The sequence below is a fragment of the Sphingobium sp. B7D2B genome, assembly GCF_025961895.1.
Lineage (GTDB): Bacteria > Pseudomonadota > Alphaproteobacteria > Sphingomonadales > Sphingomonadaceae > Sphingobium.
Map to the genome: position 1 here is coordinate 1,411,135 of NZ_JAOQOM010000001.1, position 13,309 is coordinate 1,424,443.

Annotated in this window: 16 protein-coding genes, 1 tRNA gene and 1 pseudogene; 13 read left to right on the plus strand and 5 right to left on the minus strand. The window is 62.3% G+C overall.

The annotated features are described in order from the left end of the window. Window positions 1-16: 16 nt before the first annotated feature. The 8 genes from rpsP to M2341_RS06450 all read left to right on the plus strand — a co-directional run bounded on the left by rpsP (window position 17) and on the right by M2341_RS06450 (window position 5,915). Window positions 17-481, plus strand: a complete 465-nt coding sequence (gene rpsP, locus M2341_RS06415; RefSeq protein ID WP_264584643.1) for a 30S ribosomal protein S16 — start codon at window positions 17-19, stop codon at window positions 479-481. Window positions 482-483: 2 nt separating this feature from the next. Next, window positions 484-978, plus strand: coding sequence for a ribosome maturation factor RimM (rimM, locus tag M2341_RS06420; RefSeq protein WP_264584644.1), 495 nt, complete (start codon window positions 484-486; stop codon window positions 976-978). A gap of 91 nt (window positions 979-1,069) precedes the next feature. Further along, on the plus strand, window positions 1,070-2,074 hold the full coding sequence (locus M2341_RS06425; RefSeq protein WP_264584645.1) for a class I SAM-dependent methyltransferase: 1,005 nt from the start codon (window positions 1,070-1,072) through the stop codon (window positions 2,072-2,074). A 13-nt stretch (window positions 2,075-2,087) separates the two neighbouring features. Then, window positions 2,088-2,789, plus strand: coding sequence for a tRNA (guanosine(37)-N1)-methyltransferase TrmD (gene trmD, locus M2341_RS06430; RefSeq protein WP_264584646.1), 702 nt, complete (start codon window positions 2,088-2,090; stop codon window positions 2,787-2,789). A 42-nt stretch (window positions 2,790-2,831) separates the two neighbouring features. Next, window positions 2,832-3,200 carry a 50S ribosomal protein L19 gene (gene rplS, locus M2341_RS06435; RefSeq protein WP_181559181.1) on the plus strand — a complete coding sequence of 123 codons (369 nt, stop codon included), beginning with the start codon at window positions 2,832-2,834 and terminating at the stop codon, window positions 3,198-3,200. 186 nt (window positions 3,201-3,386) lie between these two features. Continuing rightward, window positions 3,387-4,181, plus strand: coding sequence for an ATP-binding cassette domain-containing protein (locus M2341_RS06440; RefSeq protein WP_264584647.1), 795 nt, complete (start codon window positions 3,387-3,389; stop codon window positions 4,179-4,181). 3 nt (window positions 4,182-4,184) lie between these two features. Beyond that, window positions 4,185-5,747 carry an ABC transporter permease/substrate-binding protein gene (locus M2341_RS06445; protein WP_264584648.1) on the plus strand — a complete coding sequence of 521 codons (1,563 nt, stop codon included), beginning with the start codon at window positions 4,185-4,187 and terminating at the stop codon, window positions 5,745-5,747. Window positions 5,748-5,838: 91 nt separating this feature from the next. Next, window positions 5,839-5,915 (plus strand) — tRNA-Arg (locus M2341_RS06450). Between the two features lie 516 nt (window positions 5,916-6,431). Here M2341_RS06450 and M2341_RS16475 read toward each other — a convergent pair. From M2341_RS16475 to M2341_RS06470, 5 genes and pseudogenes are all read right to left on the minus strand, one after another. Further along, window positions 6,432-6,869 (minus strand): annotated as a pseudogene (locus M2341_RS16475) (recombinase family protein); the annotation flags it as partial. Next, window positions 6,866-7,519 carry a recombinase family protein gene (locus tag M2341_RS06455; protein ID WP_264584649.1) on the minus strand — a complete coding sequence of 218 codons (654 nt, stop codon included), beginning with the start codon at window positions 7,517-7,519 and terminating at the stop codon, window positions 6,866-6,868. The gene M2341_RS06455 and the pseudogene M2341_RS16475, both read right to left, overlap by 4 nt. Window positions 7,520-7,825: 306 nt before the next feature. Next, the gene (locus M2341_RS06460) at window positions 7,826-9,250 is read right to left on the minus strand and encodes a hypothetical protein (RefSeq protein ID WP_264584650.1); all 1,425 of its coding nucleotides are present in this window, start codon (window positions 9,248-9,250) and stop codon (window positions 7,826-7,828) included. Window positions 9,251-9,325: 75 nt separating this feature from the next. Next, the gene (locus M2341_RS06465) at window positions 9,326-9,538 is read right to left on the minus strand and encodes a hypothetical protein (protein WP_264584651.1); all 213 of its coding nucleotides are present in this window, start codon (window positions 9,536-9,538) and stop codon (window positions 9,326-9,328) included. After that, a complete protein-coding gene (locus M2341_RS06470) occupies window positions 9,538-10,176 on the minus strand; it encodes a hypothetical protein (RefSeq protein ID WP_264584652.1) in 639 nt (212 codons plus the stop codon). The genes M2341_RS06465 and M2341_RS06470 overlap by 1 nt, the downstream gene beginning before the upstream one ends. A gap of 309 nt (window positions 10,177-10,485) precedes the next feature. Between M2341_RS06470 and M2341_RS06475 the strand changes: the two genes are divergently transcribed. The 5 genes from M2341_RS06475 to M2341_RS06495 all read left to right on the plus strand — a co-directional run bounded on the left by M2341_RS06475 (window position 10,486) and on the right by M2341_RS06495 (window position 13,272). After that, window positions 10,486-11,601, plus strand: a complete 1,116-nt coding sequence (locus M2341_RS06475; RefSeq protein WP_264584653.1) for a MobA/MobL family protein — start codon at window positions 10,486-10,488, stop codon at window positions 11,599-11,601. 14 nt (window positions 11,602-11,615) lie between these two features. After that, window positions 11,616-11,795 carry a hypothetical protein gene (locus M2341_RS06480; RefSeq protein ID WP_264584654.1) on the plus strand — a complete coding sequence of 60 codons (180 nt, stop codon included), beginning with the start codon at window positions 11,616-11,618 and terminating at the stop codon, window positions 11,793-11,795. 25 nt (window positions 11,796-11,820) lie between these two features. Then, entirely contained in the window at window positions 11,821-12,126 is a 306-nt protein-coding gene (locus tag M2341_RS06485; protein ID WP_264584655.1) for a hypothetical protein, read from the plus strand. After that, the gene (locus tag M2341_RS06490) at window positions 12,113-12,610 is read left to right on the plus strand and encodes a hypothetical protein (RefSeq protein ID WP_264584656.1); all 498 of its coding nucleotides are present in this window, start codon (window positions 12,113-12,115) and stop codon (window positions 12,608-12,610) included. The genes M2341_RS06485 and M2341_RS06490 overlap by 14 nt, the downstream gene beginning before the upstream one ends. A 476-nt stretch (window positions 12,611-13,086) precedes the next feature. Next, window positions 13,087-13,272 (plus strand): hypothetical protein, encoded by a 186-nt coding sequence (locus M2341_RS06495; protein WP_264584657.1) that lies wholly within the window; start codon window positions 13,087-13,089, stop codon window positions 13,270-13,272. Window positions 13,273-13,309 lie beyond the last annotated feature (37 nt).

The window sequence follows — 13,309 nt, forward strand, 5'->3', positions numbered from 1 at the left end:
GTAAGGTAAGTTACAGATGGCAACCAGCATTCGCCTGTCGCGCGGTGGCTCCAAGAAGCGCCCCTATTACAAGATCGTGGTGACGGACAGCCGCTCGCCGCGCGATGGCCGCTTCATCGAGCGCATCGGCAGCTACAACCCGCTGCTCGCTAAGGATGACGCCAACCGCGTTGTGCTCGACACCGAGCGCGCCAAGCACTGGGTAAGCGTCGGCGCGCAGCCGACCGATCGTGTCGCCCGCTTCCTCGATGCCGCAGGCGTCAAGGAGCGCGCCGCGCGCAACAACCCCAACAAGGCAGAGCCGGGCCAGAAGGCCAAGGACCGCGCCGAGGACAAGGCCACCAAGCTGGCCGAGGCCGAGGAAGCCCGCAAGGCTGCGGAAGAAGCCGCCAATGCTCCGGCTGAAGAGCCGGCTGCTGAAGCACCCGCCGAGGAAGCACCCGCTGCCGAGGCTGCCGCTGAAGAGCAGGCCGAGGGCTGATTTTGCCCGTGGATCGTCCCGTCACGCTCGCGGCTGTCATCGGCGCGCATGGCGTGACGGGAGAAGTGCGTCTCAAGCTCTTCGGCGATGGGCCGGAGAGCTTGAAGCGCTACCAGAGCTTCGAGGCGGGCGGTCGCACCCTCACGCTCAAGACGGTGCGCGATGGCCCGAATGGCGCCGTCGCGCGCTTTGCGGAAATTGCCGACCGCAATGCCGCCGAAGCCTTGCGCGGCGTGGAACTCACCGTTCCGCGCTCAGCGCTGCCCCCGCTCGAACCCGGCGAATATTATCATGTCGATTTGATCGGCCTGTCCTGCGTTGCCGAATCGGCTGAAGCGGTGGGGACGGTCGTGGCTGTCGAGAATTTCGGGGCCGGTGACGTCATCGAAATCGAGAAGCCCGGCGGAAAACGGTTCATGGTCCCCATGCAGCCGGAAGCGGTGCTCGACTGGAACGAGGAAAGACTTGTCCTGAGCAGTCTTTTCCTTGCAGACTGACAGGACGTTCCGCTTCGGCGAATGAGGACGGGCCTCTTGCTTGCCCACATGGGTCGGTCTCGATCGATCACCTCCAAGAGCGCAGGGCCGCATGAACGCGATTATTTTGGACAATGAGGGTATTGGCTGCCTGCCCGCGCCGGATTGTCCCTTGTGCGGCGAATCGGGCACTCAGCACTATCGCGATCTGCGCGATCCGATGTTCGGCGCGCCGGGACGCTGGGGGCTGAGGATCTGTCGGAACCCGCACTGCGGCTCGGGATGGATCGACCCCATGCCAACGCCACAGAGCCTGGCGACGCTCTATCAATCCTACCATACCCATGACCAGGCGCCGGTGATCGTGGCGCCGGAGGGGGCCGCCTCGCATGCGCCGGCTCTGCGCTATCGGCTTTTGGGCCTGCTGCCCTGGTGGAAGCATCATTACCAGTCGGGCCTCAATTACTTCGCGCATCGCACGCCCGGCGTCATGCTGGATGTCGGCTGCGGGTCCGGTGGTTTCCTGCGGTCCATCGTCGAGGCGGGCTGGAGCGCCGTCGGCATCGACTTCGATGAACAGGCGGTCGCCGTGGCGTCGCAGGTGCGCGGCGCACAGGTGTTCGCGACCGATATTTTCGATCCGCGATTCGACGGGAAAAGGTTCGACGGCATCCTGCTCGACAATGTCATCGAGCATGTGCCCGAGCCGGGTCGCACGATCGCGCGGTGCAGTGAATTGCTCGCACCCGGCGGGCGGCTGGTGATGATCACGCCGAACGTCGACGCGCTAGGGCACCGCCATTTTGGCGAACATTGGCGGGGGCTGGAAACGCCCCGGCATCTGCATCTGTTCACCAGGCGCGCCCTGAGAAAACTCGCGGTCAGCAATGGTCTGCGGTCTGCCAAGGTTTTTGCCAAGCCCAGCTCGCGGCAGTTCAATTTCATGGTGGGCGCGTCGGAAGAGATCATGCGGACGCGCGGGCTGCGCACGAGGCGCTGGCCGGTCGCGAAACGTCTCCTGCGGGTCAAGTCTCTTTTCTCTGCGCTTCTGGGCGGTGGGGAGGCCGAATTTCTGGTGTGTATCGCCGATCGTCCCGCACGTCCCAAATCCCGCTGATCGCCTTTAAATCATGACCTTCACCGCACAGATCCTCACTTTGTATCCGGAGATGTTTCCCGGGCCGCTCGGCATTTCGCTCGCCGGTCGGGCGCTGGGGGAGGGGGCGTGGTCCTGCGCACCCATCCAGATCCGCGACTTCGCGACGGACAAGCACAGGAGCGTGGACGATACGCCGGCAGGCGGCGGGGCAGGCATGGTGCTGCGCGCCGATGTGCTGGCACGCGCTGTCGACCATGCGCTGGATGCGCGCCCGGATCTGCCGGTTCTGGCGATGACGCCGCGCGGAACGCCGATCACGCAGGCACGGGTTCGCACGCTGGCCGAGGGGCCGGGCGTCACGATTCTGTGCGGGCGCTTCGAAGGCTTTGACGAACGCCTGTTCGAAGGGCGGCCGATCGAGCAGGTGTCGATGGGCGACATCATCCTCTCCGGTGGAGAAATCGGCGCTTTCATGCTGCTGGATGCTTGCATTCGCCTGCTTCCCGGCGTAATGGGCGCGGCTTCTAGCGGTGTCGAGGAGTCGTTCGAGAACGGCCTCCTTGAATATCCGCAATATACCCGACCTCAAGAGTGGGAAGGGCGTATGATCCCTGAAGTGTTGCGATCGGGGGATCATGCGAAGATCGCCGCCTGGCGGAAACAACGGGCGGAGGATGACACACGGTTACGCAGGCCGGACCTCTGGGAGCGTTACAGGAACGCTCGGGACTGACCTGCCTCTGGCGCGCGACGCAGACGAAGGAAGACAGGACAGATGAACCTGCTGCAGACCATTGAGGCGGAAAACATTGCCGCCATCTCCAAGGATATTCCGGATTTCCGTCCGGGCGACACGCTGCGCGTGGGCGTGAAGGTCGTCGAAGGCGACCGCACCCGCGTGCAGAACTTCGAGGGCGTGTGCATCGCGCGCTCGAACAAGGGCATGGGCTCCAACTTCACCGTGCGCAAGATCAGCTTCGGTGAGGGCGTTGAACGCGTGTTCCCACTTTACTCGCCGAACGTGGACAGCGTCACGGTCGTCCGCAAGGGCGTCGTGCGTCGCGCCAAGCTCTATTATCTGCGTGGCCGCACCGGCAAGCGTGCGCGTATCGCCGAGCGTCGCGACACCCGCGAAGAGGCATAAGCCTTACGGGCGCGGTGACGCGCCCAAAGCCATCAGGCGATGGCGAGCGATCATCCCGCGGGATGATGTGAGCGGAGGCCCCAGGGCCTCCGTTTTCGTTTGTGGGATGCTGGCATCGCGCCGCATTTGCGGCGGGCCGGGGAAAGTTCGCTTTCTATTCTCGCCTGGCGCCGCCATCATGGCCCGATGAGCCAAGCCGATGCGATCGCGCTGGAGAGCGTTGCCAAGAGTTTCGATGGCGGTCGGACCTTCGCCACGCATGATGTCGATCTGCATATTGCAGCGGGCACCTTCGTGGCGCTCGCGGGCGCCTCCGGCTCGGGCAAGACGACGCTGCTCAAGTGCATCAACCGGCTGATCGAGCCGGACAGCGGTATCGTCCGCATCCACGGCGAGCCGGTGAATGACCGGCCCGCTTATGAAGTGCGGCGGGAGATCGGCTATGTGTTTCAGGGCATCGGCCTGTTTCCGCATCTGAGCGTCGCCGAGAATATTGGTCTGACGCCGCGCCTGCTCGGCTGGCCGGCGCAGGATGTCGCCCGCCGCGTGGCCGAGCTGCTGGCGCTGGTCGAACTGCCCGAGGATTATGGCGTGCGCATGCCGGATGCGCTCTCGGGCGGTCAGCGGCAGCGGGTCGGGATCGCGCGAGCGCTGGCGGCAAGGCCCGGCATCTTGCTGATGGACGAGCCGTTCGGGGCGCTCGACCCGATCACCCGCGACACGCTCGGCCGCGCCTGCCGCCGCCTGCACGAGACGCTGGGCCTCACCACCGTGCTGGTGACCCACGACGTCTTCGAGGCCGTGCTGCTCGCCGACCGGATCGTCATGCTGGAGGGCGGTCGGATCATTGCCGACGATACCCCGCACCGGCTGCTGACCGATCCGCCCAACGAGGCCGTGCGCGCGCTGATGGCGATGCCGATGCGGCAGGCCGAACAGGTCCGCCGCCTGATCGCCGTCGGGCCGGACGGGACCGGCTGAGCGATGGACAGCTCCCTCTCCAGCGCGCTGCGCGTGCTCCCGGAATATCTGGGCTTTCATGTGCTGCTGAGCGCGGCCGCGCTGGGGCTGGGCATCCTGCTCAGCCTGCCGCTGGCCATCGCCGCAAGCCGCAGCGCGCGACTGCGCTGGCCGGTCCTTTCCTTCGTCAGCCTCGTGCAGACCATACCGGGGCTGGCTCTGATGGCGCTGTTCTACCCCCTATTGCTGGCGCTCTCCCTGCTCTCTTTGCGGCTGACCGGGCAGGGCTTCTCGGCGCTCGGCTTCCTGCCGGCGCTGCTGGCGCTGACCCTTTACTCCATGCTGCCGATCGTGCGGAACATCGTCACCGGCATCACTACGCTCGATCCGGCGCTGATCGAGGCGGCGCATGGCGTCGGCATGACCGACCGGCAGCGCCTCTTGCAGGTCGAGATGCCGCTGGTCGCCCCGGTCGCCATGGCCGGGGTGCGGACCGCCGCCGTCTGGGTGATCGGCACTGCCACGCTGGCGACGCCGGTCGGGCAGACCAGCCTTGGCAATTATATCTTCTCCGGCCTCCAGACCGAGAATTGGATGTGGGTGCTGTTCGGCTGCGGCGTCTCTGCGGCACTGGCGCTGGCCGTGGATCAACTCCTCGGTCTGATCGAGACGGGGATCGCCCGGCGCGCGCGCAGGCGCATCTGGGCCGGCGGGCTGATCCTGTGCCTCGGCATCGCCACGGCGGCGGCCAGCGTGTTCGCCCCGGCAACGAAGGGCGGCTACGTCATCGGCGCCAAGAACTTTACCGAGCAATACATCCTCGCCGATCTTATCGGCCAGCGGCTGGCGGATGAGGGCGGGACGGCCACCGTGCGCAGCGGGCTGGGATCGGCAGTGGTCTTCCGGGCACTCGCGCAGGGCGATGTGGACGTCTATGTCGATTATTCCGGCACGGTCTGGGCCAATGTGATGGGCCGTACCGATCAGCCCGGGCGCGCTGCGATGCTGGCGCAGATGGCCGAGTGGCTGAAGCGCGAACATGGCGTGACGCTGGTCGGCCCGCTCGGCTTCGAGAATGCCTATGCGCTGGCGATGCGGGCCGACAAGGCGCAGCAACTCGGCATCCGCTCGATTGTCGACCTCGCGCCCTACGCCCCGCGGTTTGTCATGGGCGGCGATTTCGAGTTCTTCACGCGGCCGGACTGGACGTCGCTGACCGAGGGCTATGGCCTGCGCTTCGCACGGACGCGTGAGTATCAATCCACCTTCATGTATCGGGCGGTGAAGGATGGGGATGTCGATGTGATCTCCGCCTTTTCAAGCGACGGGCGCATCGCGGCGGACAATCTGCTGGTGCTCGCCGATCCGCTGGAGCGCATCCCGCCCTATGACGCGATCGTAATGGTGGCGTCCGGCCGCGAGACGGATGCGCGGCTGATGGCGGCGCTCAAACCGCTGATCGGCGCCATTCCGGTCGAGCGGATGCGCGCGGCCAATCTGATGGTGGATCGCCCGGATCGTCCGGTTGCCCCGGCCGTCGCTGCCCGGTGGCTGATGGAGAAAGAGGCAGAGCCGAGCGACCAATAATCGCGCCCCAATCATCGCCCGCCAATAATCGGAGGGCGGCCTACCTTTGCTCTTGGCCGGCTGCATCAAAACTGATAGCGGACCTTTCCACGCACCCGTAGCTCAGCTGGATAGAGCGTTGCCCTCCGAAGGCAAAGGCCACTGGTTCGAATCCAGTCGGGTGCACCACTTCCGTTCAGCTTTGGGCACCATCCCCCCGGGGGTTTGGGAGGCAATCAGCGCGCGCTGCAATGCCGAGTTCGGACCGGATATGCGAATGTTGCGATCTCCCACTTCCACGCGGTCAACCAACAGCCTGACATATTCGCGGCGGAGTTTGGGGTCTGGGCCGCACAGCTTGCTTCGCAGGATTTCGCCGAACTGCGTCACGATGGCGGGTGTGATTTTGTGATTTCCAGCATCAAGCTGGCGCTCCAGCACAGCAATGTCCGCCTCCGCACTGATTCGCTGGGCGCGAATATTGTTTAGTTCGACAGCAATCTGCGGATCGTCGGCGCTGCATATCCCGTTGCGCACCAGTTTAATGACACTTGCGCTTTCACCGTCGAGTTGGGTCAGGCGCGTACGAAGACGCTTAAGCTTGGCCTCACGCTCGGCGAGCGCGGTGGCGGAACGATCGAGCCATGTTTGCAGCAACGCGTGGAGCCGCTCGGGTACCGTGAGCTGTTCTGCGACGGCATCGACAACGATGTCATCGAGCATTTGCATGGGAACTCGACGCCCCTTGCAGGCAGTCGGGCCCTTCTTCACCCGGGCGGCACAGCCGTAATAGGCATATCGACCGGACTTGCCCGTGACGGCTCCCATGCCCGCGCCGCAGCCATCCCCGCCACAGCCACACACAGCGAGGTTGGTCAGCAACTTGATATTGGTTTTGACTGCGGCCTCCCCCATGCGCGGATCCCGGTCGGCCATCTGTTTGCGGACGGCGTAAAAGACCTCCTCGCTGACGACAGGCGGCACCGGGATGGGAGCCCATTCCGATTCCGGTCGCGCTTCTCCGGTTCGGGAGTCGCGCCGATTATACAGTACGTAGCCGATGTAAGCGGTGTTGGTCAGGATGCCGTGCACGTTTGATACGCTGAACAGCTTGCCCCGAATGCGCTCGCCTCGCGCGGTCAGTGCTCCGCCAAGGTAGTGATGCCAATCGGACCGTCGGCTGTGCCATTAAGATAGGCATCGAAGATGTAGCGCACCAATTCCACCGTCTCCGGGTCGTGCTCCAACTTCTTGCGGTCTTTGCCGCGTGGCTGAGGCGCTACATAAGTGCGGAATCCAAGCGGCGGAGTCTGACCGTTCCAATACCCCGCGAGGGCGTTCGCAATCATCGTGCGACGGACGTGCTTGCCGTTCTCAGCAGAATGATATTCGTCGAAGATGGCCAACATGGCGACGGCCATGTCGGATGCTGGATCGTCGCCGAAGTTCTGTGTTATCGAGACAATGCGAACCTTCCGGCGACGCAGGCGCTCCCGGTATTGCATGAAATCGAGCGCGTTGCGGAACAGGCGCGAGAGCGAATGGACGAGGATGACGTCGACAGGGCATTCATCGGCTTCGGCGAGCGAGATCATCTCCCGGAAAGCACGTCGCTCATCATCGGTGGCGCTTCCAGCTTCGGAAAATACCCGAACGCACGCGGCGCCGTTTTCTTCTATCCAGCGCTCGGCGCTGGCAATTTGATCCGGGAGCGACAGATCGTTTCTCTCCTGGCGTGTTGTCGATACCCGCGCGTAAACGAAAACGCGTTTTTCCCGGAAATCCAGCTGCATGCGTCGCCCCTTCGTGGTTCCGCTTCAGTTCACTGATCGAAGAGAGCGGAGATTTCAGCGCCAAGGAGCCGGTCCAGCACGGCAACCTCCTCGTCTAGAACGAACATAGAACAAGAAAGCGCGCTGTGCACCTGATATTGTCTCCGTCCACCCGCATTGGCGGACTCATTCCCCTCGCTTGCGCTGGCAGGCGCGACCGGTTGCTCATGAGGGTTGGACGGGATCGGCATGAATTATTTCATGCCGATCTCCGCCTCTGAATGCTGCGCGACCCATGTGCACTTTGTGCGACGCGCGCTCAATTGGTCAGCGGCTCAGGCGGACCTCTGGCAAGACATCCAGAAGGTGGAAGGTTTTACGCTCCGAGTTGATGTCGCCTTCGAAATCCCCGATCTCTCTCGGTCCGAGCACGGTCAGCCACGCCATAGCTGCATCGATTTCCGGTACAGCCTGATTATCAAACCGCTCCATTTGCGGCTTCCCGCCCGATTTCGCGCCATAGGCCGCGTCGTCCAACACGAGACGGCGATACGAATCCAGCAGCATCTTGATGTGGGTTTTGGCGCCGAGCGGCATGGCAGCGATGTCGAAGCCTGGCATGTGCTCTAGATCGAACGACAGATCGCCCCCTACCTCAAAGGATGTGGCGGCTCGATTGAACTTGTCTCGAAGGCAAACCGCTGACTGCACGAAGCGGCATATACTCACGGCGGCACATTCTACTGGTCCCAGACCCGAGTATCGCGCGGCAGTGGCGAGCTTTGACGTGATATCGATGGAATCCCTCGACACGTCGCTGCGGGAGATTGACGAAATGGTCGTAGGCGTATTGGGAAAGAAGTGAGCAGAGGCTTCGAGCTTTTCGCGAGCGGACTCCATGATCCGATCGAGTCGACGACGCAATTTAACGACCTGCCGGGGCGACAACTTGGCGAGCCTTTGCTCGACCAGCTGTCCAACCCTTTTTGCAACAACACCCTTGACCTTCGCATAGCTCGGCGGAGCGACAGGTTTTCCAGGCCTCCGTTCAGCGATGCGTTGGCGGCGATGCGCATCTCGCTCGGTGCGCGTCATGTAGCCCTTGAGGCAGTGTTTCGCGTCTTCCTTGACCTTCTTGAATATGGTGTTGAGTCCGCTCGCCCGGATATAGCCCTTGACCCGCTCAACCAAGCCGAAAACGGGTTCCACCATTGCCAGATGAACATCTGCGATCGTCGACTGGACGTCCCGCGCGTTGAAGATCACTGTCTGGACGAAGATGAGATCAAGGCACGCCCGAATCGTTAATTCACCGGGCGGGCCCGATTTTCGCAGGTGCCAGAGCGCCGTTCTGTGATGCCCAGCCATCACGCGGAGATAGAAGGAGCGCTCCCCTTCGTCGGCTGACCTCGCCAGCAATAGCAGGGTTGCGGAGTGGTCCCGAAGCGCCGGAGCGCCACAAAAGCCGGTCCAGGTCTGCTCCACGAGCGCGATCAGACTCGCGTCCTGCCCTGCATGGATGAGTTTCTCGTTCGCAAGCGATACCGGATAGTCTTCGAGCCTGATCAGATGCTGCGGGATTGGAAGTTCGCGCGCGCGCAGTGCCGCCGGAGGAAGGCTGCGCAGATCCTTCAATGACAGATCAAAGAGCAGTTGATCGAGGTCATCAGGATCACATCCGTTAAGCTCAGCAGCCTCTGATACTTTTCGTATAAATTCATCGAAATCGGCCGGATCGGGTACTCTGGTCACGATGGAGGTGAGCCAGCGGAGGTCGATCAGATTGTAGGTCCGTTTTTTTTCGCGAACGCTTGCCTTCGGACTTCTTCATTTCCAGTTTCTCAGTTGTTCATCCAAGCTGTCGAGTTCGCGTGCAGCCTGATCGAGAATTTGCTCGTACTGGTTCACTTCCAGTTCGAGAGCGTCGATATGGCTGCCAGTGAGAGTACCTTCGGCATGGGCCTTCTCGACGCGGCGCTCGGCCTCGGCGCAACGCTGCATCTTCTCCTCAAGCGCTTGTAACAAATCATTAAGTGCCATCATTTTTTCCTTTCGACGGAATGCGCAAATCGCGGGTTGCCGCCGACTTTGCGCAGCCACTCGTAGGCTTCGCCACGAGTGCTCACAGAGGGCGGATCGAGTTCAAAGGCGCGGATGGCCTCCGAAATCAGATAGATTTGCCGGCTCGTCGGCGGCTTGCGGCGCCAGGCGGCGCGAGGATTGCGGCTCGCCTCGGACTTCGAGAACGCCTCCACCTCAGCATGATACAGGTCGCGATGCCATTGCCACCGCAGCAGCGCCCCCTGCTCGCGAAAGGGCGCGCTGATATTCGCGTCCGAAAGAATGGCGACGATCAGATCGACCAGCGATCCACCACTGCCAAGCGCAGCTTCATTCAAGAGCGGAAGGGGTACAGACGCGTCCGCGAAAAGGCCGAGGATCGCCAAGTCGTCCAGATCGCCTAGGTCGCAAACAAGCATTGCGAACACCGAACCCAGCCTGTACTTCTGCGTATCGTCTCCGCCAGGCCGACGGTCGCCGCGCCGCTTACCACTTGCAGCTGCCAACCGATTGAGCTCGGAGAGTTCGCCTTCGATTGCTGAGAGCCGCGCGCTATATGTGGCGGCGCGTTCGTGCAGTCGATCTGGGAGAGCCGATAGGGCGAGTTCAGTGTCCATGCTGCGCACGTAGCGATGGGCTGAGCGCCCTACTGCGCGACCCATGTGCACTATATTTCTAACCGCCCGCCCCGACGGGGACTCTGCGACCCATGTGACGGGCCAGGTTAAGGCGATGTGGGTGCATCAGCGACCCATGCGGCGAATTAGCAGTACATGACCGACGCGCACATGGGTCGCGCAGCCACCACTCTCAGATCCGGCTAAGTGGGAGCAAGAGAAAGGGGGTGGTGCGCGTTAAAGCGTTGTTTTCCTCGTCGGCCAACAACGCAATCGACCACCCCCTTTCAAAATGTCTGGAAGGTGGAAATGCTTCGTCCGATTGCAGATATTGTCCGTCAGTCGGATGAAATCGCCGCATTATGTGCGGCCGTACGGAGCGAACGGAACCGTGCAGCCCGTGAGCGTGAGGCTGACCGCGAGGCACAGGCTCTCTCGACGATGACAAGGCTGAAGCGGCTGCGCGAAGACCGTGAACTCGAAAAGCGGTCGCGGTTCCGCATCCGGGTCAAACAGAACGAACGTCCTCGCATATCGGAAAAGACCGCGCGTAATTTGTTTCACCGCGCGAATAAGACGTTGGATAGTTTCGGCAGCTTGCGTCCCATCCTGGCATCCGACGACGGCCTTCAGTCACTCTACGTACAGTGGAAAAGTCGCGGCCTGAAAAGCATCTCTGGTCGTGCATGGCGCCCTGGGGAGGCCGGTCGATTTGCCCGCTACATCATGCGCGAAGATGCGCTCGAAGGCGGCGAAGCGGGATGGATGAGCAATATCGGTGATGATCGCACCGAAGTCACAGCCTTTTGGAGAGCATTGGAGCAGGTAGAACGGCTTAATCGGGAGAATGCGAATGTCTATCTCTCGATCATCATCCCATTGCCGTACGGACTGACGGAAAAGCAGCGGATCGGGCTGGCGGAGGCGATCACGCGGCCTTTGGAAGCACGTGGCATCCCGTTCGTGGCCGCGCTCCACCGCCCCGACCCGGGTGGCGACAATCGGAACTATCATCTCCATCTTCAGGCCGCCAACCGGTATGTGGTGCGAAAGTCGGCTTATGATTGGGATTTTTCCGCTGCCACCTGGTCCGGACTTAACACCGCCGCAGGCATGAAGCTGATGCGCCGTCACTTCGTCGTCCAAATTAATGAAGCCCTTGCCCGAGCCGGCCGCAAGCGGCGGTACACCCATCTGACGCGTGCCGAACGCGGCGAGGAGCCCGAACAGATGAAGCGCGGCCGTGGCTCTAAGGCGCGGGAAGTGGCTCTTTTGCGCGAACGTGCCGATCTGAAGAAATTGCAGCACAGCACGGATGCCATTCTGCGCCACGCGTCGGCTTTGGCCAATTTTTCTGACCGGATCGACCTGTTCAAGCAGCGGATCAATGCGCGCACGATTGCCTCAGCAACCAGCGCAATTTAGCGGTCGTGGCGGCTATGCATCTGCCGGTGCTGATCGGGTCCACCAATCCGCCTCATGTCCATCTCATGATGCCGGCACGCCAACTGCGCAGCTTCGGCTTTGGCGAGCTTGTGCGACCCCTGGCCACCGATCAAGGCAAGCAGATTCTGGCCGACGAGCTCGCCCAGTTCATGCCTGGGTTTGTCGATGCGTGAAGTACAGCACACAGGGAGAAAGCACATGCTCGTCGTCAGCGCCGAAATCTGGCCCGGTGGCGATGAGAGCCGCGCCTGGCTTGTGGGCGAGATCATCGCTTCCAATGAGAGCGCCCTCTCACCGGTCAGCTCTTACGCGGTCTCGATCAGTCAGGCGCTTGCGCCGGCGATCGGGATCGAGGGCTGGGAGCGTGAACTCACCGTTCAAGACCATCACCGCCGCGACGGCGTGTGGGCGCTGGTAGCTGCCATTGTCGAGCAAGCTTTGAACCCACGGAGCAGCGATGACTGTCCGACCGACCAGGAAGGCTCAGTCAATGGCGACGGATGAACCCAATCAGCCCTCGATCCATGCGGTGCGATACCTTGCCGGCCGTGGCGCGGAGGCAATCGAGACCATGCAGGCACTCGTGAACCAAGCCCGCGACCTGCTGGCCGGCGGCACCCTCACCGAGGCCGATGTGACAGCCTATCCCTGGGAGTTGGACCGGTCTCCACCCTCTGACGGGCGCAGCCACATCTGGGCCGCGTCGATGCACGACTACGCCACCGGCGACGGCCTCACGACTACCCTCTATGTTGCACTCGCCACCAACGAGTCCGCGTTCCGGCGGCAGCTGGCTTGCGAGTTTGATCGGGAGGTCGCCAATACCGCCCGCGTGATGATGGGGCTGGAGCAACTGGAGAAGCTTGAACCCAGCGTCGCCGCGCTGGCCCCCATGCTGCTCAGGGAAAGGTTGCTTGCGCTGGACAGGTGCGAAGATCGTCCCGCGGTGTTCAGCTTTCTGGCTCGTACGCACGCGAATTATGCGTGATGGAGGCCGGGGCGAAGTATGCCTTCGACCGTCCGCGCGTCCCGTTTATGACCCCTATTGCGGGCGGTCCGGAAAGGCAGCTTCCAAAGCGCGAATGGCTATAAGCTGCCGTTCCGGGAGAGTGGCATTGGCGTCAGCTTCTGGGAACGGACCTGCCGCTATGGTCGTCCGTTTGGAATGACCGGTAAGTCCCAGTTCGCGTCATTAAAACGGAACTGAACTAATGGCCGCTTTCGGGATGCTCGTTCAACGATTTGAACGTCCGACATGTTGGCGACAGCGTTCATCGTGTCTTCGACGCAGCTCACTCGGCTCCCAGCCGCGCCTGCAGATCAGTTTTGATAGCGGGGCAGATGACCGATGCTAGGACAAGGTGACACTGATAAATCGGGACGAACGCTCGTCCCGAGCGAACCGGTGGACAATCCGATACTTTGCGACGCTGATGAATAAAGCGCCATGACAGACGATCGGATATGAACATGACCGCACGTGACACTTCGGACGTACAGACCGCTCACGCGCTCGGGCGCAAAGAGGGTCTCGCCACCGCCGCATTGGCAATTGGCCTGCTCTCCTTCGTCAACCTGCTCGGGGCAGAAAAAGGCCTGCTCGCGCTGGTGCTGGGTGTGGCCGGGCTGTCGGGTGCACGGACTGCTTGACCTGCACCCGAAATCTTGGACCGCTCTGAGCTGGAAA